The following is a 20000-nucleotide window of genomic DNA, read 5'->3' on the forward strand; positions in this document are numbered from 1 at the left end:
GGCCAGACTAGAACGTGTTCTAGGTCTGCGCGGCGAAACCGTCCCCCGCGAACGCCGGCGCGACGAAGCGCTCCAGAATCTGCTGCTCGGCCTCGGCATCGCCGATGGGCCAACACAACAGCGACAGCACCACCCGCACGACCCACTGCGCGGCCTGTCGATCGTCCTCGCTCAGGCCGCTCAGATCGCGGGCGAAACCGGCGACCATGGGCGATGCGGCCAGTCGAGTCATCTCCTGTGCGCCGCGCACCGAGCCGACCATCGGTTGGACGAGCGGATCCGAGCGGATGCGCTGCAGTGCCGCCGCTATCGCGGCCACCACCCGTTCGGCCCCGCTGCGCCCGGCGACCGCCTGCCGCACGGTGTCCACGATGCGTGCGGCCGCCCGGGCCAGCACGGCATCGCGAATCTCGGCCTTGCCGCCGGCATGCCGATAGATGGTGGCCCGCGAGCAGTGCACCCGGGCGGCCAAGACGTCGATATCGAGGGCATCCAGCCCATCGCGAATCACCAGGTCCATCGCGGCGGTGTAGATGCGTTCGGCGCCGGCGGTACGGCGGTCCTCGCCCACCAGCCAGTCATGCCCCGCCATCGCAAGCTCCCTCCGCCTGGAAACTTTATCTCAGCGTGAGACAGAAAACGACTGAATTCTCACCGGGTCTGCAGGTCCGCGACGCGCTCTGAGACGATTCCCGGCGGTCGGCTCCGTCGGCGGCTTTCAACTTTGCGCGGCGCATTGACGCAGGTAGCACGCCCTGAGCAGCCTAGAGCCATGCCAGTACGAATAGACCCGATGGGCCTGCGCCTGTTCGACGACGCGTGCATTCAGGACCCGTATCCGCTCTATGAGCGGATGATCACGCAGTCGCCCGTCCACCCGGTCGGTGATTCCGGCTTCTATCTCGTGTGCGGCTGGGATGCGGTCACCGAGGCCGTGGCGCGAGTGCAGGACTTCTCCTCGAACCTGACCGGGACGATGCTCTATCAACCCGACGGCACGGTGGCCACGTTCCCGATGCCCGGACTCGGCGACCCCACCCATGTGCTGGCCACCGCCGACGACCCGGCACACGCCGCGCACCGCAAGATGCTGGTGCCGCAGCTGGCGGCCAAGCGGATTCGTGCCTTGGAACCGTTCATCTCCGAGACGTTGGACCAGCTATGGCACGACGGCGTCCGCGATGGGCGCATCGAGTGGATGAGCACCGTCGCCAACCGGCTGCCGATGATGATCGTGGCACGGCTGATCGGTGTGCCCGACGAGGACGTGGATCAGCTGGCGGCATGGGGTTACGCCGGCACCCAAGTGGTGGAGGGGCTGGTCGACGCCGACCAGCTCGCCAGCGCGGGTGTCGCCGTCATGGAGCTCGCGGGCTATATCAGCGACCACTTCGGGCGGGCCGCGCACGATCCGCGCGACAACCTGCTCGGCGACCTGGCCACCGCCTGCGCCTCCGGCGCCCTCGACACCCTCACCGCCCAGGTCATGATGATCACCCTGTTCAGCGCCGGCGGCGAATCGACGGCATCGCTGATCGGTTCGGCCGCCTGGACTTTGGCGACGCGCCCGGAGATTCAGCGTCGGGTTCGCGAGTCACCGGAGCTGATCGGCCCGTTCCTCGAAGAGGTGCTGCGGTGCGAGTCGCCGTTTCGCGGTCACTACCGGCACGTCCGCCGCGACACCAGCCTCGGCGGGGTGGACCTGCCGGCCGGATCACGCCTGCTGCTGCTGTGGGGGGCGGCCAACCGGGACCCGTCGCGCTACGCCGAGCCGAACGACTTCCGCTTAGACCGGCCGCCGCAAAGTCACCTTGCCTTCGGCAAGGGCGCGCATTTCTGCGTCGGCGCCGCCCTGGCGCGCCTGGAGGCCAGAATCGTGATCGGCGAACTGCTGGCACGCACCGCACACATCGCCGTCGCGGAGGCCAGCCGTTGGTTGCCCAGCCTGCTGGTGCGCCGGCTCGAGCACCTGGAGCTCACAGCGATCGGCTGATGATCTCCTTCATGATCTCGCTGGTGCCGCCGTAGATCCGGTTCACCCGCGAACCGGTGTACATGTTGGCGATCGGGTATTCGGCCATGTAGCCGTAGCCGCCGAAGATCTGCAGGCACTTGTCGACCACCTGATCGGATTTCTCCGCGGCGAACAGTTTGGCCATCGACGCGGTCATCGGGTCGTTCTTGCCGCCGACGTACTGGCTGATCGCGTAGTCGACCAGGGTCTTGATCGCGAGCGTGTCCGTCTTGCATTCGGCCAGCACGAATTTGGTGTGCTGAAAGTTGCCGATGGGCCGGCCGAACGCCTCGCGCTCCTTGGAGTACCGGATGGCCTCCAGTACGGCGGCCTCGGCCAGCGCCGCGCACAGCGTCCCGATGATCAGCCGCTCCCGGGCCAGCTGGTCCATCAGCTGGTAGAAGCCCAGGCCTTCCTTCTCCCCGAGCAGGTTGGCGACCGGCACCCGCATGTCGGTGAAGTACAGCTCCCGGGTGTCCTGGCCGTGCTGGCCGATCTTCTGCAGCACCCGACCACGCTCGAAGCCGGCCAGTCCGTTGGTCTCGGCGACGATCAGCGACACCCCCGCCGCCCCCTGGGACGGGTCGGTCTTGGCGACGATCACCAGCAGATCGCAGTGGGTCCCGTTGGAGATGAACGTCTTCGAGCCGTTGATGATGTAGTGGTCGCCGTCGCGCACCGCGGTGGTGCGCACCGACTGCAGATCCGAGCCGGTGCCCGGCTCGGTCATCGCGATCGCCAGCACCGCCTCGCCGCTGATGACCTTGGGCAGCCAGCGTTTGCGCTGCTCGTCGTTGCCGTAGGCGTACAGGTAATGCGCCACGATCGGCGAATGCACCGAGAAGCCGAAGCACTGGTCGTGGGCGTAGACCAGTTCTTCCTGGACCACCGAGTGCATGGCGTAGTCGCCGCCGGCTCCGCCGAACTCCTCGGGCAGATCCAGTCCCAGCAGACCGGCGTCACCGGCCTTGTTCCAGAACTCGCGGTCCACGCCGTGTTGGGCGACCCAGCGCTCCTGATGCGGGGTGGCCTCCTTGCGCAGGAACTCCGCGGCGTGCTTGCGCAGTTCGCGGTGCTGGTCGGTCTCCCAAAGCGGGCGGTAATCGGGGAACAGTTGCGACATCCCCGGATGGTAGCCCCCTGGGCGAACCTCAGACCGCGCCGACGACGCGCTGCGGACTTCCCGAATAGGCACTCAGCGGGCGGATCAGCGCATTGGACGCAGTCTGCTCGATGATGTGCGCGGTCCACCCGGTGATGCGGCTCATCACGAACAGCGGGGTGAACATCGGGATGTCGAAGCCCATCAGGTAGTAGGCCGGCCCGGTCGGGAAGTCCAGGTTGGGCTTGATCCCGGTGGCCGCGAACATCTCGGCCTCCAGGATCTGGTAGATGTCCAACCAGCGCTGGCCGCCGCGGGCCGCCACCACCCGTTCCAGCGCCGCCTTCATGGTCGGCACCCGGGAGTCACCGTGCTTGTACACCCGGTGACCGAAGCCCATCACCTTGTCCTTGCGAGACAGCTTGCCGTGCAGCCACTCTGCGGCCTTCTCTGGCTCACCGATCTCGATCATGTCGTGCATGACCGCCTCGTTGGCTCCACCGTGCAGCGAGCCCTTGAGCGCGCCGATGGCCGCGGTGACCGCGCTGTAGATGTCGGACTGGGTGGAGGTGACCACCCGCGCGGCGAAGGTGGACGCGTTGAAGCTGTGCTCGGCGTAGAGGGTCATGGACTGCTCGAACGCCTGCACGATCACCGGCTCGGGCACCTCACCGAAGCACATCCGCAGGAAGTTCTCCGAGTAGCCGAGATGGCTGTGCGGCGCGATCGGGTCCAGACCGCGCCGGCGGCGCATGTCCGCGGCCACGATGGTCGGCAGCACCGCGAACATCCGCAGCGCCTTGGCGAAGTTCGCCGACTCGGACGGGTCGTCCTCTTCCGCGTCCTCGGCACCCAGGTAGCTGATCGCGGTACGCACCACGTCCATCGGGTGACAGTTCTCCGGGAGCTTTTCCACCAGCGACAACAGCGACCGGTCCGCCCGCCGGGCCGCCCGCTCGCGCTGGCAGAACAGTGCCAGTTCGGCGTCGGTCGGCAGCTCACCGTGCCAGAGCAGGTAGGCGACCTGCTCGAAGCTGCAGTGCGCGGCCAGGTCCTGCACGGGATAGCCGCGGTAGGTCAGCGAGTTGGTCTCCGGCACCACCTTGGAGATCGAGGTGGTGTCGACGACGACGCCCGCGAGTCCCTTGCGGATTTCCGGTGCTGAGGCGGCGTCGGAGGGGGCGATCGTCATTGGGACGCTCCTAACGTGAAGTTGAAGATGTCGTCGTCGAACTGGCTGTACTCGGCGTACCGCAGCAGCTCGTAGAGCCGACTGCGGTGCTGCATCTGATCCAGAAGCCCGGATTGCGTTCCGGCCGTGTCGATCTCCCGCAGCCCGACTTCGACGGCGAACATGGCCAGCCGCAGGGTGGTGACGGGATAGATGACCGCGTTGTAGCCGAGGTCGGTCAGTTGAGCGGCGGTCAGCAGCTCCGATTTGCCGAACTCGGTCATGTTGGCCAGCAGCGGAACATCGACCGCGGCGCGGAACTGTTCGAAATCGGCCGGCCCGCGTAGCGCTTCGGTGAAGATCAGGTCCGCTCCGGCGTCGGCGTAGGCCTTGGCCCGGTCGATCGCGGACGAAAGCCCTTCGATGCCCGCGGCATCGGTGCGGGCGCAGATGATGAAGTTCGGGTCCCGGCGTGCGGCGACCGCGGCCCGCAGGCGCTTGACCATCTCGCCTGCCGGCACCACGGCCTTGCCGTCGAGGTGCCCGCACCGCTTGGGGTTGACCTGATCCTCGAGGTGACAGCCGGCCAGCCCGGCGTCTTCGAGCGCCGTGATGGTGCGGGCGGCACTCATCGGCTCGCCGAAGCCGGTGTCGGCGTCGATGAAAGTCGGTAGGTCGGTGGCGGCCGCGATCTGCGCGCCGCGCCCGGCCACCTCGGTCAGCGTGGTCAGCCCGATGTCCGGCAGCCCCAGATCGGCCGAGAGCACCGCACCGGAGACGTAGACGCCCTCGAAGCCGATCTCGGCAACCAACTTGGCGACCAGGGGCGAGAACGCCCCCGGGAACCGTTGCAGCCGACCGGATTGCAGTCCGGCCCGAAAGTCCGCCCGCTTGTCCGCCGGGACCGCGGCGGCCCCGAGCAACCCACTCACCGGAAGATCCCGTCGGGCGTCGCCGGCGACTGGCTCAGCACCGCGGGCTCGACCACGATGTTGAGTTCGCCGAGCTGAGCACCGGAAAGCCCCGCCAGACCTTCTGCGGCGGCGAGGAACCGTTCCTGCTCGGCAGGCGTCACCACGCCCTCGGCGAGCTCGGTGAACTTGGCGATGTACTGCTTGCGTTCGAACGGCCGCGCCCCCAGCGGGTGCGCGTCGGCGATCGCGAGCTCGTCGGTGATGACTTCCCCACTGGCCAAAGTGATCTCGGCGCGCGCCCCGAAGGCCTTCTCATTGGGGTCGGTCGAGTGGTAGCGCCGGGTCCACTCCGGGTCCTCGACGGTGGAGATCTTGCGCCACAACGCGATGGTCTCGGGCCGGTGCGCACGCTCCGGGGAGTACGACCGCACGTGGTGCCAGCTGCCGTCCTCCAGGGCGACGGCGAAGATGTACATCACCGAGTGGTCCAGGGTCTCCCGCGAGGCGTCCGGGTCGAACTTCTGCGGGTCGCCGGAGCCGGTTCCGATCACGTAGTGGGTGTGGTGGCTGGTGTGCAACTTGATCGTGGCCACCTGGCTCAGGTCACCGACCCGCTCCCGCAGCCGCTTGGCCAGGTCGATCAGCGCCTGGCTCTGGTATTCCGCGGAGTATTCCTTGGTGTAGGTGTCCAGGATGGCGCGCTTGGCCTCGCCGGGGCCGGGCAGCGGCACCTGGTAGGTGTGGTCCTTGCCGGACAGCATCCAGGCGATGACGCCGTCCTCGCCCTCCCAGATCGGAGCCGGTGCGCCCTCACCGCGCATCGCCCGGTCCACGGCCTCGATGCCGACCTTGCCGGCCCAGGCCGGCGCGTAGGCCTTCCAGCTCGAGATCAGGCCCTTGCGGGACTGGCGGGTGGCGGTGGTCAGGTGCAGCGCCTGGCCGACCGCCTGGTAGATGACCTCGGGGTCCAGCCGCAGCATGGTGCCGATCCCGGCGGCCACCGACGGGCCGAGGTGCGCGACGTGGTCGATCTTGTGCTCGTGCAGGCAGATGCCCTTGACCAGGTCGACCTGGATCTCGTAAGCGGTGGCCAGGCCGCGGATCAGGTCGGCGCCGGAGAGGCCGAGCTGCTGGGCGACCGCTACCAGCGGCGGGATGTTGTCGCCGGGGTGCGAGTACTCCGCGGCCAGGAAGGTGTCGTGGAAGTCCAGTTCGCGCACCGCGGTGCCGTTGGCCCAGGCCGCCCACTCGGCGGAGTAGGTGCCCTCGATACCGAAGACCGCGGCACCTGGCTTCGACGGGTGCGCCTGAGCCTGCCGGCGGGCCACCGTCACCGGCCGACGCAGTACCGAGGCAGCACTGACCGACGCGTTGTCGATGATCCGGTTGATCACCATTGCCGCGGTGTCGTCGGGAACGGCCACCGGGTCGGCGGCCACCTGTGCGATCTTCCAGGCGAGGTGCTCGGAGCGGGGGAAGTCATCGGCACTGCGGCGGGTCTTCACGTCATGTAGCTGCATGTTCCACACCCTACGCACGACCGGTAAACACCGATATGCATGGGAAATGCGTATTAATGCGTCCTAAGTTGGCCAGAATTGCGAACCTCGCGAATGCATCCGCAGGTTACGCTCCACGACATGGCACCCACCACAACCCGGACCTTCGCCGGGGCCCGGCTGCGACGCCTGCGCGAGGAGCGCGGACTGACCCAGGTGGCACTGGCACGCGCGCTGAACCTGTCGACCAGCTACGTCAACCAGCTCGAGAACGACCAGCGGCCGATCACCGTGCCGGTATTGCTGGCGCTCACCGACCGATTCAGCCTGCCCGCCCAGTACTTCTCCGGGGACGCCGATGCCCGGCTGGTGGCCGACCTGCGTGACATGTTCACCGCAACCGCCGGCGAACACGCCGCCAGCGACAGCCAGATCGAGGAACTCGTCGCGCGGATGCCCGATATCGGCAACAGCCTGCTGACCATGCATCGCCAGCTGCGCGGTGCCACCGAGGAATTGGAGTCGTACCGGTCACAGATCTCCGGCGACTCGGCACAGTCGGTGGCCCGGCCCATGCCGTTCGAGGAGGTCCGCGACTTCTTCTACGACCGCAACAACTACATCGGCGAACTCGACAACGCCGCCGAGAAACTGTTCGTCGAGACCGGGATGCGCTTCGGCGGCTTGGACATTCAGCTGTCGACGCTGATGGCCGAGCGATTCGACATCACCGTCGCGATCGTCGACGACCTGCCGGCGGGCACCAAGCGGGTCTTCGACCCGGCGACTCGGGTGCTGCGCATCGCGCATTGGCTGCTGGCGGGGCAACGGGCCTTCCAGATCGCCACCCAACTGGCACTGCTCACCCAACAGCAGCTGATGTCGGACATCGTGGCGCAAGACCAATCGTTGAGCCCGGAGTCCCGCGAAGTCGCCAAAATCGGGCTGGCCAACTACTTCGCCGGCGCTTTCCTGCTGCCGTATCGGCAGTTTCAGCGTTCCGCAACCGACCTGCGCTACGACATCGACCTGCTGGGACGCCGCTTCGAGGTCGGGTTCGAGACGGTGTGCCATCGGCTCTCGACCCTGCAACAGCCCGGACGACGCGGGGTGCCGTTCATCTTCGTGCGTACCGACAAGGCGGGAAACATCTCGAAGCGTCAGTCAGCCACCGCGTTTCACTTCAGCCGGGTCGGTGGCAGCTGTCCGCTGTGGGTGGTGCACGACGCGTTCAGCCAACCCGGCCGGATCATCACTCAGGTGGCGCAGATGCCCGACGGCCGCAAGTACTTCTGGATCGCCACCACCACGCCGCCCGAGGGGCGCGGCTATCTGGGGCAGCACAAGACTTTCGCCGTCGGACTGGGGTGCGATCTGGCGCATGCCGACAAGCTGGTGTACTCCACCGGCGTCGCCCTGGGTGACGCCGCCACCGTGGTACCGATCGGTGCGGGTTGCAAGATCTGCGAACGCGAGGCGTGCCCGCAGCGGGCATTTCCGTTTCTGGGCCGGCGAGTGGTCGTCGACGAGAACGCCGGCAGCGGGCTGCCCTACTCGCCGGTCGTGTCGACTGCACCCGGACGGTAGAACAGCGCCAGCTGGCCGACGGCGCCCGCCAGCCCGAGACCGACCGAGATCCACAGGCCCGGCCAGCCGTTCTTCCAGCAATGGCAGAACATCTGGTGGTCCACGCTGAGGTAGCCCGGCCCGAGCATCGCCACCACGACGGCGCCGGTGGCCAGCACCAGGTTGTACTCCCAGCCGTTGGTCAGCACGAAGAAGCCGTTCGCGCGGTGCACGGTCCACACCGCCACCGCCATCAGAGCCACGAATCCGGCGGCGGCGATCGGGGTCAGCAGACCCACCGCCAGGCCCAGCCCGGCGGCGATCTCCGCGGTAGCAGCCGTCACCGCCTGGAACTTGCCGTACTTCATCCCGATGCTTTCGAACCAGCCCGCGGTGCCGGGGATTCGGCCTCCGCCGAAGAACTTGTTGAACCCGTGCGCCGCCATAGTCAGGCCGAGAACCAGGCGCAGGAGCAGCAATGCGACATCAGCAGCAGTGACCATCTGCTCAAACTACAACGCAGCGTCCAGCAATCGCAGATATACCTCGATATCCCGGACCGCCGACTGGGCGGCATGCACGCTGATCACCACGGTGTCGCCGATGCCGTGTACCCCGTGGGTCAGGCCCATCGCCGGGGACAACGACGGGAACCCCGCGGTCAGCAGTACCGGTGCCGCACCGAAACGCAGGTCTTTGGCGCCGCGGTGCACGCTGGAGACCACGGTGTTGCCGGTGACCCGCTCCGGCCGGGCGTCGGGGTCGAAATTGTCGATGCCCCAGCGCAGCAGCGCCGCGGGTGTCGCGGCGAAGGCCCGATCGGCCGCGGCCGCGGCCGGGTGGCGACCGCGCAGCCGGCCTCCGGCGATGTCGGCGGCGATCCGTTCGCAGCGGGTGTCGGGGCCCAGATGCGGGTACAGGCCAACCGGAATACTGCCGAAGTGGTTGTGGGCCTGGCGCTCACCGGCTTTGGCCATCGGCACTTCGGCGCCCAGATCCTCGCAGGGTTCGTCGAGATACTCCGACAGCGCCGCCGACACCGCTGACAGCACCGCCACGGTGACCGTCGGCCCGCGCAGTTCCTGTCGCTGCCGCACCAGGGTGCGCACTGTCCGGCCACCGGCCGGCCGGTTGTTGGTGGCCAGCGCCGGGCGGTCGCCGACTGGAGGCGGCAGGAGTCCCGCCGCAGTGTCCTCGACCCGCTTGCGGTGGGCCCGCGCCGCGGCGACCGCACGCCACGGCAGAAAGCCACGGCCCGGTGTTTGCACCGCGGGCACCGGTGCGGCCCGGCCGAACAGCCAGGCGGCCAACGCTGAAGCCCGCCCGCCGTCGGCGAGGGCATGCGCCACTTGCAGCACCAACACCGTGCCCGCACCGCGGTGCCCGGGAATGCCGTGGACCGGCGCGAACACGTGCAACCGCCAGGGTGCCGCCCGGACGTCAAGCTGGTCGTCGGTCAGGCGCGCGACGGCATCCAGGCAACCGGCCCAATTGTCACCGGGGGCCCGGGTCGCGGCTAAGTCCTCGCTGAGCTCGGTGAGCGGCACCCACCGCGGGTAGCGCAGCGCACCGGCGTCGGCGACTCGGATGGCCAGGTCCGGGATCGTTCGGGATCGGTCGAGTACGTCTGCGATCGCGTCGTCGAGGTCGGCCGGTACCCCGGCGAAGGCGTAGAGCAGGAACTGGTCGCTGGGGATCTTCGCGGACATCCAGTAGAACTGCGCGTCGATCGCGGTCATGGGGCGTCCGCGCATCAGGTCAAACCCCGCTCATCGGGACAGAAAGGGCAGCACCCGATCGGCGACCTCGTCGGGCTGCTCGAGTTGCAGGAAATGACCGGCATTCTCGATGACGGCCACCGCACTGCCTGCGGGCAACGCCGGCTGCACCCACTGCGTGAATCCCGGCGACATGCAGCCATCGGTGCGCCCGTGCAGGTACAGGGTCTGCAACCGCGGGAGCTGCAGCCAGTACCGGTGCAGGTCGGCGTAGCGATCGGGAGCCCGCAGACTGCGCAGCGCCCGGTACGGACCGAGTGCGGCGCGCCAGCCCTCCGGCGTTCCGATGGCCGCGTCGACGTGCCGCAGATCCTCTTCGGCGGCATACCCCGGCGACCACCGCCGCCACAACAGCGGCAGCACCCACGAGGCGGACCGATCCGGCAGCCACGGCAGTTGGAAGTAGCTGATGTACCAGCTGCGCAGCAGTTGCGCCGGCAGATAGCCGGCCAGGGTCAGTCGGTCTTTCCCGCGGACCGCCCGCAGCGATGCCGGCGGCGGCACCGACATGATCACCGCCTTGGTGAACGGACTGTCCGGCAACGCGGCCAGCCCGGTGGCGGCCATCGCGCCCCAGTCATGACCGATCACCACGTCGCGACCGGTCCCGCCGACGGCGGCGTGCACCCGCAGTGCGTCGTCCATCAGCGCGCCGATGTGGTAGCTGCCGTCGGTGGGAATCGACGACGGCGCGTAGCCCCGCATGAACGGCGCCACCACATGCCAGCCGGCCGCGACCAGGTGCGGGGCCAGCCGGCGCCACCCGTAGGCGGTGTCAGGAAACCCGTGCAGGCACAACGCCACCGGGTCACCCGGTGTCCCCCAACTCAGTGCCTTGAGCGCGACTCCGGGCGTAGACACGTCGATCCACCGCGGTTCAGTCATCACATACCCCCAAGACCGGGCCGGGCAGGCGTTTCTGTCCGCCCTGTCGTTCAAACTATCTACCATCTTGAGATGCGCACAGCCCAGACCGTCGAGTACGACGGCGTCGGCGGAGTAACGCTGGTCGCCGACGAGTGGAACCGGGGCGCCACCGAGGCCGCCGAGCATCCGACGATCGTGATGCTGCACGGCGGTGGACAGAATCGGCACTCCTGGCACAAGACCGGCCAGATCCTGGCCGACCGCGGTTATCACGTCGTCGCGCTCGACACCCGCGGCCACGGTGACAGCGACCGCGCACCCAACGCCGACTACGCCATCGAGACGCTCACCGCCGACGCCGTCGCCGTCATCGAGGCGATCGGCCGGCCGGTGGCGCTGATCGGGGCCAGTATGGGTGGGCTGACCGGCATCCTGGTGGCCGATGAGGCCGGGCCACAGCGGGTGACCAAGTTGGTGTTGGTCGACGTGGTGCCGCGTTACGAGAAGGACGGCAGCGCCCGGATCCGCGACTTCATGTTCGGCCACATCGACGGCTTCGACTCCCTGGAGCAGGCCGCCGACGCGGTGGCCGCGTACCTGCCGCACCGGGCCAAGCCCCGCAGCCCCGAGGGGCTGAAGAAGAATCTGCGGTTCCGCGACGGCCGCTGGTACTGGCACTGGGATCCGGCGCTGATGACCAAACCCGGCGACGATCCGGCGCTGCGCACCGAGAAGATCGAGGCCGCCGCCATGGGGCTGCAGATCCCGATCCTGCTGATCCGCGGCAAGTTGTCCGACGTGGTCAGCGCCGAGGGTGTCGCCGACTTCTTGTCCAAGGTGCCCGGCGCGCGCCTGGTCGAGTTGTCCGACGCCGGGCACACCGCGGCCGGCGACGACAACGATGCCTTCAGCGCAGCCGTCGTCGAGTTCGTGTCGGGCTGAATGTTCGGGATCGGATGGCTGACGCCGACGCTGCTGGCGGCCGGTGTGCTGGCGGCGGTGGCGGTCACCGAGGCCGTCGCCCTGGCGGTGTTGACCCGACAGTTACGGACGGCTCAAGCCGAGATCGATGCGCTGCGCGGTCGGGTCGACACCCGCAACCTTCTGCTGGCCGGCGGACGTGAGGCCGTCAAGACGGTGTGGCAGACCGCGAACCTGGTGCGCAAGCAGGGGTTTGGTGCGGCCGTGCGCAGTTCGATCGAAGACCTCGCCGACTGGGCCGAAGTGGAGCGCCCCGATCTGGCCCGGATGACCCCGAACGGGCATGTGGTGGTGCTGTTCACCGACATCGAGGGGTCCACCGCGCTCAACGAGCGGATCGGCGATCGCGCGTGGGTGAAGCTGATCGCCCGGCACGACGAGATGGTGCAACGATTGGTCGCCCAACACTGCGGGCATGTGGTCAAGAGCCAGGGCGACGGCTTCATGATCGCCTTCGCCCAGCCCGACCAGGCGGTGCGCTGCGCCATCGGCATCCAGCACGCGCTGGCTTCGCGACGCGGGCGCAAACCGCAGCACCCGATCCGGGTCCGCATCGGGGTGCACATGGGCCGCTCGGTGCGCCGCGGTGACGACCTGTTCGGACGCAACGTCGCGATGGCCGCCCGGGTGGCCGCGGCCGCCGAGGGCGGCCAGATCCTGATCAGTGGACCGGTGCGCGACGCCGTCAAGGAATGCGACGACATCACCGTCGGCGCCGGCCGCGACGCCGAGCTGAAGGGCTTCGCCGGCACGCACCGCCTCTACGCCGTCGACGTCACCACGGAATAGTCCGCGCTAGTCCTCGCCGCCGGCCTCGGCCAGCCGCTCATGCAGCCGGGCACGGATTTCGTCGGGCGTGTAGGCCCGTCGCCGTCGCTGGTCCCGCGCCACCAGCACTCCCCCGGCGGCAACCCCGACCACGCCCGCCAGGCCGATCCATTTCCAGATGCTGCGCACGCTCACACTTTATGGTGCTGAGCGTGGACGAACACACCGTGACTTTGGAGCGGGCGCTGGCTGAGACGCGCACCGGCGACATCTGGCTGTTCCGGGGCCGCTCCGGCCCAGACCGCGCCATCCAAACGCTGTCCAACTCTCCGGTGAACCACGTCGGGATGACGGTGGCCCTCGATGACCTGCCGCCGCTGATCTGGCATGCCGAGCTCGGCGACAAGCTGCACGACTTCTGGACCGGCACCAACCACCGCGGAGTGCAGCTCAACGACGCCCGGGCCGCCGTCGAACAGTGGATGGGCCGCTACGAGCAGCGCTGCTGGTTTCGCCAGCTCAGCGGGACCATCACCCGCAAGCAGGAGAACCACCTGCTGCAGGCGATCGCGCGGATGGACGGCACCGCGTTTCCCACCACCGCACGGCTGACCGGCCGGTGGCTGCGGGGGCGGCTGCCGACCGCCAGCGACTGGACCCGCGGTATCCCGTTCCTGGACCGCAAGGTTCACGAGATCAGCCAGCGGCGTAAGGCCCGCAACAGCAAAGTCGCGTTGCAGACCGCGTACTGCGCCGAGACGGTGGCCATCACCTATGAGGAGATGGGACTGCTGTCGACCGACAAGAATTCGAACTGGTTCGACCCCGGGTCGTTCTGGAGCGGCGACATCTTGCCGTTGACCCCGGGTTATCAGCTGGGCCGGGAGATCGTCGTCGTGCGTTAGGCGATTTCGGCGCGGTTTCGCCCGCTCAGCGGGAGTTATCGCGCCGAAATCGCTAGACCGTCAGCTCGCCCATCTCCGACCAGTCCGTCGCGTCGATCTGCTGGCTGATGATCTTCGGCGTCGACACCAGCGCCTGCGGCATGTCGGCCATGGCCTGCTTGAAGTGGTCGCTATTGACGTGTGCACTGCCGGCGTCGCCGTCGCGGAAAGCCTCGACGAGCACGTACTCGTTCGGATCCTCCAGACTGCGCGACCAGTCGAACCACAGGTTGCCCGGCTCGGCACGGGTGGCCTCGGTGAAGCCGGCCACCAGCTGCGGCCAGCGCTCGGCCCACTCCGGCTTGACCGCGAACTTGACCACGATGAAGATCATCGCCGCTACCCGATTTCCAGCGTGCTGCGCACCGGGGTGATGTTGGTGGTCAGATCCAGTACCGGGCAGTGCTTTTCGACGACCCCGTGCAGTTCGCGGTAGCGCTCCTCGGTTTCCGGGCCGGTCACCGTGACGACCACCCGCACCTCTTTGAAGCCGGGGCGCACCGAGTCGTCCAGGCCGAAGAACCCGCGCACGTCCAGGTCGCCCTCGGCCCGCCCGGTGATCTCATCGACCGCGATACCGAGCTTCTCGGCCCAGTACCGCCAGGTGACCACCTGGCAGGACAGCAGCGACCCCAGGTAGTACTCGACCGGGTTGGGTGCGGTGTTCTCACCGCCGAGCGCCGGCGGTTCATCGACCTCGACGCTGTAGCGGCCCATGGTGATGGTGCTGGCCACTGCGTCGTGCGCGACGGCCGAGGCACGGAAGACCACCTGGGAGCCGGCGGGGTCGGCGGCAGCCGGGTCACTGGTGGCGGCGACGACGGCGGCCAGGCGAGTTGTCGAAGAAGTCATGCCGGTAAGGGTAGAGACCCCTCCGACAGGTCGGCGAACGACGCGACCACCAGGTCGCCGAAGGAATACCATTTGCCGCCGCCAGGGGCTAGCCTGAGCGACGTGGAGGTACTACGGCACGTAATAGTTCTGCTGCACATCGTCGGATTCGCGGTGACCTTCGGTGCGTTGGTCGCCGAAGCCGTTGCGCGGCGCTTCCAGCTCACCCCGGTGATGGACTACGGCGTGGTGCTGTCGCTGCTGACCGGACTCGCGTTGGCCGCCCCCTGGCCCGCCGGCGTGGTACTCAACTACCCCAAGATCGAGATCAAGCTGGTGATCCTGATCGCCCTCGGTGCCGTGCTGGGCATCGGCCGGGCCCGGCAGCGCAAGTCAGGCGGGGAAGCCCCTCGCCCGCTGTTCTACGCCGCAGGCGCGCTGGCCTTGACCGCCGCCGGGCTCGCCGTCATCTGGTAGTCGTCACGTCACGCTGATTTCGCTCAGCGTGATCGGGGCGGCGAACATGGGTGCCCTCGGTGCCCTACGGCAGATAGCCCAGATCTCGTCGGGACTGGGCCATCGCGCGTCGTACTTCGGCGTTCTCCCGGCTAGCCGCGGCCTGCCTGCGATCCGCATGGTCGTCCACCCGTTGCATTCGCTCGCGTTCGCGCTGCGCAGTCGCTCCCTCACGCTGGTCCGCACGCGCCTCTCGCTCGTCTGCGTCCTGTTCACGGGCGTCTGCGATCCGGTCCCGCTGGTCAGCGATCCGATCTCGTTCGTCGGCGACCCGCTCGCGCCGCAATAGCTCCGCCTCGCGCCGTGCGAGGACCTGCCGACGGTCATCGGATGCGACCACCACACAACCCTAGCGCCGCGACCGCTCCCTGCGTTGCCACGCCAAGACCGCCCAGGAGTGCCCGCTCCCGGTCTCAGCCGGCGCTGACCAAGGCGATGTCGATCGGCGGAAGCATCGGGCACTGATAAGTACCGGTAAGCGAAGACTCGTCGAGAGTGGTCTTACAGCCGCCGGTCGTGGTGCCCGCCCATGCATTGCCTTGCCTGTGCAGCTGCCCCGACGGCGCAATGGTCAGACAGTCCGAACCGCACGAGCTGAGCTCCCAGTAGAAATCGTCCTGCAGACCTTGCCCGGTGACGTGGTATCTGCCGCTCGGCGGATCGGCGCAGGCCGGACCGGCCAGCACCATCGCACCGCCAGCTAACACTCCCGCCAAGATCGCAATTCTTTGACCTCGCATTTTCATCTCCATCGCGATCGGTGGGCCAACTTTTTGCCCACTATTCCCGGAGCCTAACAGCGGCTGCCGAACCTGATTGCAGATCGCGATCTAGCCGCCCACCGCGACGTCGCCGGCCTCGCGGATCAGCCCGACCAGCGTCGACACCAACGCCACGACGTGCTCGTAGTGGTCGCCCCAGTCCACCTGGGCGAGGCCGAGGTAATCCTGCCCGGCAAGCTCCAGCAGCGCACGATCCTGTCCCGTCAGTCTCGGTGCGACACGTTGCGCGGCAACGTCCTTGGGCACAATGTGCCCGGTCTCGATGGTGACCAGCATGCGAGCCAAGGTCAGCAGGAAGAACCGCTCCTCGCCCGCCGGGTCGTTCAGGAGCTCGGGCAGCAACGCGAGCTGGGCGTTCCGGAGCAGCTCGGGCGGCACCGGAGCGACGAGATCTTCGAGCGGCTGGCCAAGCAACACCCGGTGAGCGCTCTGGGCGGTGGCCAGCAGCACGACCACATCGGGATCGATAACAGCAGGCGGCATCTGGCCATCCAGCAGCTCCGCGCGCAGCCATTCGCCGAATTGAAAGTCGCGCCGGGGCGTCTGCGGCAATGGATCCACATCGGCCACCACGAGGCTGGTCAGCTCCAACGGCCGCCGGTCGGCGACTTCGGGGAACCGGGCAGCGTGCCCGCGCCACCCGGACACACTCAGCAGCACGGAGACCAGCGACGTCCGCTCGGACTCCGACAGCGATCTGCGGGTGAGAACCAACAGATCGACGTCGCTGTCCGGCCGCAGCCCGGAGGTTGCCGCCGAACCGTAGAGGTAGACCCCGACCAGGTCTCCTGGCCGATGGTCGTCCAGATAGCTCAGGACCGATGTGAGCAGTGCCTCCATGTGCAGGATCGGATATGGCCGACCCGCATCGTCAAGCTCGCTGCGTCCGGTGACGACGAAACCGCGTCGCACGTAGAACCCGACCGCCTGCTCGTTCTGCTCGTTGACGTCCACCAAGCGGATCTGCTGTTCGGCGATCGCGTGATCGAGGAGAGCTGTCCCGACGCCGTGGCCGCGAGCATCGGCGTGGACGAACAACATCTCCAGGTTCTCCCCCGCCGTGCCGGCGAAACCCACCGGCTTACCGTCGATCTCGGCGACGGTCAGACGAACATTCGGGAAATAGGCCTCCGCCAGTTGGCCCTCGATGGCCGCGCGGTCGGCTTCTGCCAGAAAGTCGTGCGTCGCATCGACGGCGCTGCGCCAGATCGCCACCAGCCGGGGATATTCGGCCGGGCCGACGCAGTCACGAACACGCACCGCGATCAGGTTACCGGCCAAGGGCAGCCGAAAGCGCTTTGGTGTCAGGAAGAATGATCTCCTCCACGACCTTGCCCCACACCACGCGCCCGAAATAGACGCCGCGATAAACGAGCTGGCCGTCTTGTTCGGTGTGGTAGCGAGTCGCCACCCGGGTCGACCAAGGGCCGCCTTCGACGAGCGTCTCGTCGACCACGAACCGTAGGTTCGGCAGCCGGGCCAGCAACTGATCGCGCAGCCAATTGCGCACCGTCTCGGCCCCGCGAAGGTCGGCCGCCAATTCGTGGTCGCCGAGGAAGACAAAGTGCATGTCGTCGGCGAGTGGAGTTTCGTCGAACCGCTGCTCGGACAGTCGTTGCCACCCAGCCGCAGCCTGTCTGCGTACCAACCAGCGATAGATCATCCTGCGAGCGTAGGCCGTGCGCCGCGCGGTCAAGCCGAAAACGGCAGTCCACCGCGGATCGCTACCCTCTAACCGATGGACGCGATCGACGACGAAGGCCCGTTCTTCCACGGCACCAAGGCCGACCTGACTGTTGGGGATCTACTCCTCCCGGGCTTCCGTTCCAACTACCGGCCCGAAATCGTCATGAACCACATCTATTTCACTGCCCTGCACGACGGTGCCGGCCTGGCGGCCGAGCTCGCCGCCGGCCACGGCACGCCTCGGGTGTATCGGGTCGAACCGACCGGAGAGTACGAGAACGATCCGAACGTCACCGACAAGAAGTTCCCCGGCAATCCGACCCGCTCCTACCGCAGCAGCGAACCCCTGCGCGTCGTCGAAGAGATCCACGATTGGCCGCGCCTGACACCCGAAGCCCTTCAGGAGTGGCGTGACCGCTTGGCGGCGATGCGGGCAGAGGGAATCGACGTCATCATCAACTGAGCGATGCTCCCGAGGATGCCGCTGCCGGCAACCACCCGCTGAAGAACGACGGCACCGCCGGCGGCCAGTGCCCGGTACGGGACGATGGCGCGCTCGATGGACAGCCGCACGGTGTCGATCAGCCCGGTCACTTGGCGCCGCCTGGCGCGAAGCTTGACCAGGTAGTGGCCTCCGATGCACGCCGCGGCCACCACCACGACAATCCACAGCACCGCCGCGACCAGATAGATCGCCTCAACCACCGACATGAGGACGAGCCTCCCCTACCGCCGTCGCGGTGAGGTTACCGGTGAGACACACGTCGGAGACTTCTCTGCGGGCGAACCGCAGCTGCTGGCGCTGCCCCTTCCCCCATTCGGGGGCGTTCAGACCATCGCTTATCAGGCCAGAACCCGCGGGTCAGGTGGCGCTGCGGCTGTCCGTCAACGCGCGCAGCAACTCCTCGTCCGGATCCGCCACCCCTGGGTCGGCCGCTCCGTCGGTGAGCAGCCGACGCCACCGTTCCAGATCGAAATCCAGCGGCACCGTGCTGGTTATGAAGTCGTCGACGAGGTCGGCGAACCGCAGGGGGTCGTCACGGAACGGGAAATGACCGGAATCGACGAAGGTTTCCAGCCGCGAATGCGGCATGGCGGCGTGTGCGAGCTTGGCGTGCGAATACGGCAGCACCAGATCGTGGGTGCCCCAGACGATCATGATCGGGAGCCGTTCGGTGAGATAACTGCGGTCGAGCATCGTGACCATCTGCCCGCGCCAATCCACCACTGCGCGCAGCGTCCGCACGAATGCCGCCCGCTTTTTCGGCGAACTCAAATCACCTAGCACCCGCAGGATCTCGGGCAGATCGACCAGAAGCGCCGGCAGGTTCACCTTGTCGATCCGCCCCCGAACCATCCGAAGCGCTGTCTCAAATCCTGGCACTGAAAGTGCGGCCAGCGCCTGCGGTGCGGCCGGCAGCGACGCCAGCCGCAGCGCGGGGTTGACCTCGCGCTTCACACCGCCGGCGGCCACCAACACCAGCCGCCCAACCATCTGTGGGTACTGGTAGCAGAACTGCATCGCCACCCCGCCGCCCAAGGAGTGCCCGATGACCGTCGCCTGGTCAAAATTCAAGACCGACAGCAGATCTCGCATGCCGTTGGCGAACGCGGCGACGGAATAATCAGCGCGCGGCTGATCCGAGAGCCCGTGACCGAGGAGATCCGGGGCGATCACCGTGTACTTCTGCGCCAGCAGCGGGATCAGCGGCTCCCAGGTCGACGAATTGTCTCCAATCCCGTGGATCAACAGCAGCGGCGGCCCGTCCCCGGCCACCCGATACGCCCGGCGATATCCGTGCACGGTTCGGTATTCGACTCGGGCCGGATCATTCGAGACCCGCCGCAATCGCGGCTTATGCGCAGCCATCCGGCGCCCCCTCTGTCCGCAGTTACCGCCAGCTAACCGCCTATTGGCCCGTTGCGCACCCGATGTTTCGAGGATTTAACGCACGACCCGTTCCCACCACCCGGCCCGCTCGCCGCAAACCCGGATCGCGTCACCGATAAACGTCACGGCGATGTCGTACGTCGATTATCCGGACAACGACAATGTCCTCATGAATCTCGTAGACAACCCGAAACGCGCCGCGCCGCGCCGACCAGCGGTCAGCCAACTCGTCACGCAGGCGCTTGCCGACCCGATGAGGGTCCTCGGCGAGCGGACCGCGAATGAACTCCCAACAGGCCGCGGCGACAACCTCGGGAAGCTCCTCGGACAGACTTCGCCGAGCACGTCGAGTCAGTTCGACCCGGTAGGTCATTAAGTGATGATGCCCTTCGCGCGGAGTTCGGCCTCCACCTCGTCCAGCGGGTAGACCCGACCAGCGGCGATATCGGCGTCCGCCTCACGGATGGCCTCCATAGCTTCTCGATCACCCAGAATCTCGAGCGTCTCGATGAGAGAATCGTAGTCGTCGGCACCGATCAGGACGGCGGCGCGACGCCCGTTCTTGGTCACCTCCACCCGCTGATGAGTACGCACCGCCTCGTCCACCAACTTGGAGAGGTTGGCCCGTACATCCGCGATTGGCAATGTAGTCATGTACAGAATTCTAGCGCGATGATAGAACGGGTGTGG

At 67.6% G+C, this 20000-nt stretch carries 26 protein-coding genes; 8 read left to right on the top strand and 18 right to left on the bottom strand.

Annotated features, from left to right (window positions below):
• Positions 1–19: 19 nt before the first annotated feature.
• Positions 20–592 (bottom strand): TetR/AcrR family transcriptional regulator, encoded by a 573-nt coding sequence (locus ACJH5R_RS00380; protein ID WP_406758752.1) that lies wholly within the window; start codon positions 590–592, stop codon positions 20–22.
• Positions 593–772: 180 nt separating this feature from the next.
• Here ACJH5R_RS00380 and ACJH5R_RS00385 point away from each other — a divergent pair, with 180 nt between their 5' ends.
• A complete protein-coding gene (locus ACJH5R_RS00385; RefSeq protein ID WP_406758751.1) occupies positions 773–1993 on the top strand; it encodes a cytochrome P450 in 1221 nt (406 codons plus the stop codon).
• Here ACJH5R_RS00385 and ACJH5R_RS00390 read toward each other — a convergent pair.
• The 4 genes from ACJH5R_RS00390 to prpD are packed head-to-tail and all read right to left on the bottom strand — an operon-like array spanning position 1977 to position 6721.
• Positions 1977–3137, bottom strand: coding sequence for an acyl-CoA dehydrogenase family protein (locus tag ACJH5R_RS00390; RefSeq protein WP_406758750.1), 1161 nt, complete (start codon positions 3135–3137; stop codon positions 1977–1979). The two genes, ACJH5R_RS00385 and ACJH5R_RS00390, sit on opposite strands and share 17 nt — an antisense overlap.
• A gap of 28 nt (positions 3138–3165) precedes the next feature.
• Positions 3166–4308: a bifunctional 2-methylcitrate synthase/citrate synthase gene (locus ACJH5R_RS00395; protein ID WP_406758749.1), complete on the bottom strand. Its 1143-nt coding sequence runs from the start codon at positions 4306–4308 to the stop codon at positions 3166–3168.
• Complete coding sequence (gene prpB / locus ACJH5R_RS00400) at positions 4305–5219, bottom strand: methylisocitrate lyase (RefSeq protein WP_406758748.1); 915 nt, start codon at positions 5217–5219, stop codon at positions 4305–4307. The genes ACJH5R_RS00395 and prpB overlap by 4 nt, the downstream gene beginning before the upstream one ends.
• Complete coding sequence (gene prpD / locus ACJH5R_RS00405; protein ID WP_406758747.1) at positions 5216–6721, bottom strand: 2-methylcitrate dehydratase PrpD; 1506 nt, start codon at positions 6719–6721, stop codon at positions 5216–5218. Before prpD ends, prpB begins: the two co-directional genes overlap by 4 nt.
• Before the next feature lie 120 nt (positions 6722–6841).
• Here prpD and ACJH5R_RS00410 point away from each other — a divergent pair, with 120 nt between their 5' ends.
• Complete coding sequence (locus tag ACJH5R_RS00410; protein WP_406758746.1) at positions 6842–8287, top strand: short-chain fatty acyl-CoA regulator family protein; 1446 nt, start codon at positions 6842–6844, stop codon at positions 8285–8287.
• On the opposite strand, the gene ACJH5R_RS00415 is transcribed toward ACJH5R_RS00410, so the two are convergent.
• Genes ACJH5R_RS00415 through ACJH5R_RS00425 form a run of 3 tightly spaced genes read right to left on the bottom strand, consistent with a single transcriptional unit; the run spans position 8251 to position 10929 of the window.
• The gene (locus ACJH5R_RS00415) at positions 8251–8769 is read right to left on the bottom strand and encodes a DoxX family protein (protein ID WP_406758745.1); all 519 of its coding nucleotides are present in this window, start codon (positions 8767–8769) and stop codon (positions 8251–8253) included. The two genes, ACJH5R_RS00410 and ACJH5R_RS00415, sit on opposite strands and share 37 nt — an antisense overlap.
• 9 nt (positions 8770–8778) lie before the next feature.
• Complete coding sequence (locus tag ACJH5R_RS00420) at positions 8779–10020, bottom strand: DUF1298 domain-containing protein (protein WP_406758744.1); 1242 nt, start codon at positions 10018–10020, stop codon at positions 8779–8781.
• Positions 10021–10035: 15 nt separating this feature from the next.
• Entirely contained in the window at positions 10036–10929 is an 894-nt protein-coding gene (locus tag ACJH5R_RS00425; RefSeq protein WP_406758743.1) for an alpha/beta fold hydrolase, read from the bottom strand.
• Positions 10930–11001: 72 nt separating this feature from the next.
• Here ACJH5R_RS00425 and ACJH5R_RS00430 point away from each other — a divergent pair, with 72 nt between their 5' ends.
• Positions 11002–11853: an alpha/beta fold hydrolase gene (locus tag ACJH5R_RS00430; protein ID WP_406758742.1), complete on the top strand. Its 852-nt coding sequence runs from the start codon at positions 11002–11004 to the stop codon at positions 11851–11853.
• On the top strand, positions 11854–12681 hold the full coding sequence (locus ACJH5R_RS00435; RefSeq protein ID WP_406758741.1) for an adenylate/guanylate cyclase domain-containing protein: 828 nt from the start codon (positions 11854–11856) through the stop codon (positions 12679–12681).
• Positions 12682–12687: 6 nt separating this feature from the next.
• On the opposite strand, the gene ACJH5R_RS00440 is transcribed toward ACJH5R_RS00435, so the two are convergent.
• Positions 12688–12849, bottom strand: a complete 162-nt coding sequence (locus ACJH5R_RS00440) for a hypothetical protein (RefSeq protein WP_109519456.1) — start codon at positions 12847–12849, stop codon at positions 12688–12690.
• An 11-nt stretch (positions 12850–12860) separates the two neighbouring features.
• Between ACJH5R_RS00440 and ACJH5R_RS00445 the strand changes: the two genes are divergently transcribed.
• Positions 12861–13565, top strand: coding sequence for a guanylate cyclase (locus ACJH5R_RS00445; RefSeq protein ID WP_192830881.1), 705 nt, complete (start codon positions 12861–12863; stop codon positions 13563–13565).
• Positions 13566–13617: 52 nt separating this feature from the next.
• On the opposite strand, the gene ACJH5R_RS00450 is transcribed toward ACJH5R_RS00445, so the two are convergent.
• A complete protein-coding gene (locus tag ACJH5R_RS00450; protein ID WP_406781068.1) occupies positions 13618–13938 on the bottom strand; it encodes a putative quinol monooxygenase in 321 nt (106 codons plus the stop codon).
• 5 nt (positions 13939–13943) lie between these two features.
• Positions 13944–14456, bottom strand: a complete 513-nt coding sequence (locus ACJH5R_RS00455; RefSeq protein ID WP_406781069.1) for an OsmC family protein — start codon at positions 14454–14456, stop codon at positions 13944–13946.
• A gap of 102 nt (positions 14457–14558) precedes the next feature.
• Here ACJH5R_RS00455 and ACJH5R_RS00460 point away from each other — a divergent pair, with 102 nt between their 5' ends.
• Positions 14559–14912: a Fe-S protein gene (locus tag ACJH5R_RS00460; protein WP_406781070.1), complete on the top strand. Its 354-nt coding sequence runs from the start codon at positions 14559–14561 to the stop codon at positions 14910–14912.
• A 46-nt stretch (positions 14913–14958) separates the two neighbouring features.
• The gene (locus ACJH5R_RS00465; RefSeq protein ID WP_406781071.1) at positions 14959–15240 is read left to right on the top strand and encodes a hypothetical protein; all 282 of its coding nucleotides are present in this window, start codon (positions 14959–14961) and stop codon (positions 15238–15240) included.
• Positions 15241–15364: 124 nt separating this feature from the next.
• Here the strand turns inward: ACJH5R_RS00465 and ACJH5R_RS00470 are convergent, their stop codons facing one another.
• The 3 genes from ACJH5R_RS00470 to ACJH5R_RS00480 all read right to left on the bottom strand — a co-directional run bounded on the left by ACJH5R_RS00470 (position 15365) and on the right by ACJH5R_RS00480 (position 17396).
• Positions 15365–15667 carry a hypothetical protein gene (locus tag ACJH5R_RS00470; RefSeq protein WP_406781072.1) on the bottom strand — a complete coding sequence of 101 codons (303 nt, stop codon included), beginning with the start codon at positions 15665–15667 and terminating at the stop codon, positions 15365–15367.
• A 114-nt stretch (positions 15668–15781) separates the two neighbouring features.
• The gene (locus ACJH5R_RS00475; RefSeq protein WP_406781073.1) at positions 15782–16993 is read right to left on the bottom strand and encodes an acetyltransferase; all 1212 of its coding nucleotides are present in this window, start codon (positions 16991–16993) and stop codon (positions 15782–15784) included.
• Positions 16994–17003: 10 nt separating this feature from the next.
• On the bottom strand, positions 17004–17396 hold the full coding sequence (locus ACJH5R_RS00480; RefSeq protein ID WP_406781074.1) for a nuclear transport factor 2 family protein: 393 nt from the start codon (positions 17394–17396) through the stop codon (positions 17004–17006).
• 75 nt (positions 17397–17471) lie between these two features.
• Here ACJH5R_RS00480 and arr point away from each other — a divergent pair, with 75 nt between their 5' ends.
• Positions 17472–17882 (top strand): NAD(+)--rifampin ADP-ribosyltransferase, encoded by a 411-nt coding sequence (gene arr / locus ACJH5R_RS00485; protein ID WP_406781075.1) that lies wholly within the window; start codon positions 17472–17474, stop codon positions 17880–17882.
• Here arr and ACJH5R_RS00490 read toward each other — a convergent pair.
• The 4 genes from ACJH5R_RS00490 to ACJH5R_RS00505 form a co-directional block, all read right to left on the bottom strand.
• Positions 17819–18130 carry a hypothetical protein gene (locus tag ACJH5R_RS00490; RefSeq protein WP_406781076.1) on the bottom strand — a complete coding sequence of 104 codons (312 nt, stop codon included), beginning with the start codon at positions 18128–18130 and terminating at the stop codon, positions 17819–17821. The two genes, arr and ACJH5R_RS00490, sit on opposite strands and share 64 nt — an antisense overlap.
• Positions 18131–18281: 151 nt before the next feature.
• Positions 18282–19289 (bottom strand): alpha/beta fold hydrolase, encoded by a 1008-nt coding sequence (locus ACJH5R_RS00495; RefSeq protein ID WP_406781077.1) that lies wholly within the window; start codon positions 19287–19289, stop codon positions 18282–18284.
• A gap of 130 nt (positions 19290–19419) precedes the next feature.
• Complete coding sequence (locus ACJH5R_RS00500; RefSeq protein ID WP_406781078.1) at positions 19420–19683, bottom strand: type II toxin-antitoxin system RelE family toxin; 264 nt, start codon at positions 19681–19683, stop codon at positions 19420–19422.
• On the bottom strand, positions 19683–19964 hold the full coding sequence (locus ACJH5R_RS00505) for a type II toxin-antitoxin system Phd/YefM family antitoxin (protein WP_406781079.1): 282 nt from the start codon (positions 19962–19964) through the stop codon (positions 19683–19685). Before ACJH5R_RS00505 ends, ACJH5R_RS00500 begins: the two co-directional genes overlap by 1 nt.
• Between the last annotated feature and the right edge of the window lie 36 nt (positions 19965–20000).

The sequence above is a fragment of the Mycobacterium sp. SMC-19 genome, from assembly GCF_045310815.1.
Classification (GTDB): domain Bacteria; phylum Actinomycetota; class Actinomycetes; order Mycobacteriales; family Mycobacteriaceae; genus Mycobacterium.

Bases quoted from the DNA above. Each gene is read 5' to 3' on its own strand.
- ACJH5R_RS00380 (WP_406758752.1), bottom strand. From the start codon at position 592: ATGGCGGGGCATGACTGGCTGGTGGGCGAGGACCGCCGTACCGCCGGC.
- ACJH5R_RS00385 (WP_406758751.1), top strand. From the start codon at position 773: ATGCCAGTACGAATAGACCCGATGGGCCTGCGCCTGTTCGACGACGCG.
- ACJH5R_RS00390 (WP_406758750.1), bottom strand. From the start codon at position 3,137: ATGTCGCAACTGTTCCCCGATTACCGCCCGCTTTGGGAGACCGACCAG.
- ACJH5R_RS00395 (WP_406758749.1), bottom strand. From the start codon at position 4,308: ATGACGATCGCCCCCTCCGACGCCGCCTCAGCACCGGAAATCCGCAAG.
- prpD (WP_406758747.1), bottom strand. From the start codon at position 6,721: ATGCAGCTACATGACGTGAAGACCCGCCGCAGTGCCGATGACTTCCCC.
- ACJH5R_RS00410 (WP_406758746.1), top strand. From the start codon at position 6,842: ATGGCACCCACCACAACCCGGACCTTCGCCGGGGCCCGGCTGCGACGC.
- ACJH5R_RS00415 (WP_406758745.1), bottom strand. From the start codon at position 8,769: ATGGTCACTGCTGCTGATGTCGCATTGCTGCTCCTGCGCCTGGTTCTC.
- ACJH5R_RS00420 (WP_406758744.1), bottom strand. From the start codon at position 10,020: ATGCGCGGACGCCCCATGACCGCGATCGACGCGCAGTTCTACTGGATG.
- ACJH5R_RS00425 (WP_406758743.1), bottom strand. From the start codon at position 10,929: ATGACTGAACCGCGGTGGATCGACGTGTCTACGCCCGGAGTCGCGCTC.
- ACJH5R_RS00430 (WP_406758742.1), top strand. From the start codon at position 11,002: ATGCGCACAGCCCAGACCGTCGAGTACGACGGCGTCGGCGGAGTAACG.
- ACJH5R_RS00435 (WP_406758741.1), top strand. From the start codon at position 11,854: ATGTTCGGGATCGGATGGCTGACGCCGACGCTGCTGGCGGCCGGTGTG.
- ACJH5R_RS00445 (WP_192830881.1), top strand. From the start codon at position 12,861: ATGGTGCTGAGCGTGGACGAACACACCGTGACTTTGGAGCGGGCGCTG.
- ACJH5R_RS00450 (WP_406781068.1), bottom strand. From the start codon at position 13,938: ATGATCTTCATCGTGGTCAAGTTCGCGGTCAAGCCGGAGTGGGCCGAG.
- ACJH5R_RS00455 (WP_406781069.1), bottom strand. From the start codon at position 14,456: ATGACTTCTTCGACAACTCGCCTGGCCGCCGTCGTCGCCGCCACCAGT.
- ACJH5R_RS00465 (WP_406781071.1), top strand. From the start codon at position 14,959: ATGGGTGCCCTCGGTGCCCTACGGCAGATAGCCCAGATCTCGTCGGGA.
- ACJH5R_RS00480 (WP_406781074.1), bottom strand. From the start codon at position 17,396: ATGATCTATCGCTGGTTGGTACGCAGACAGGCTGCGGCTGGGTGGCAA.
- arr (WP_406781075.1), top strand. From the start codon at position 17,472: ATGGACGCGATCGACGACGAAGGCCCGTTCTTCCACGGCACCAAGGCC.
- ACJH5R_RS00490 (WP_406781076.1), bottom strand. From the start codon at position 18,130: ATGTCGGTGGTTGAGGCGATCTATCTGGTCGCGGCGGTGCTGTGGATT.
- ACJH5R_RS00495 (WP_406781077.1), bottom strand. From the start codon at position 19,289: ATGGCTGCGCATAAGCCGCGATTGCGGCGGGTCTCGAATGATCCGGCC.
- ACJH5R_RS00500 (WP_406781078.1), bottom strand. From the start codon at position 19,683: ATGACCTACCGGGTCGAACTGACTCGACGTGCTCGGCGAAGTCTGTCC.
- ACJH5R_RS00505 (WP_406781079.1), bottom strand. From the start codon at position 19,964: ATGACTACATTGCCAATCGCGGATGTACGGGCCAACCTCTCCAAGTTG.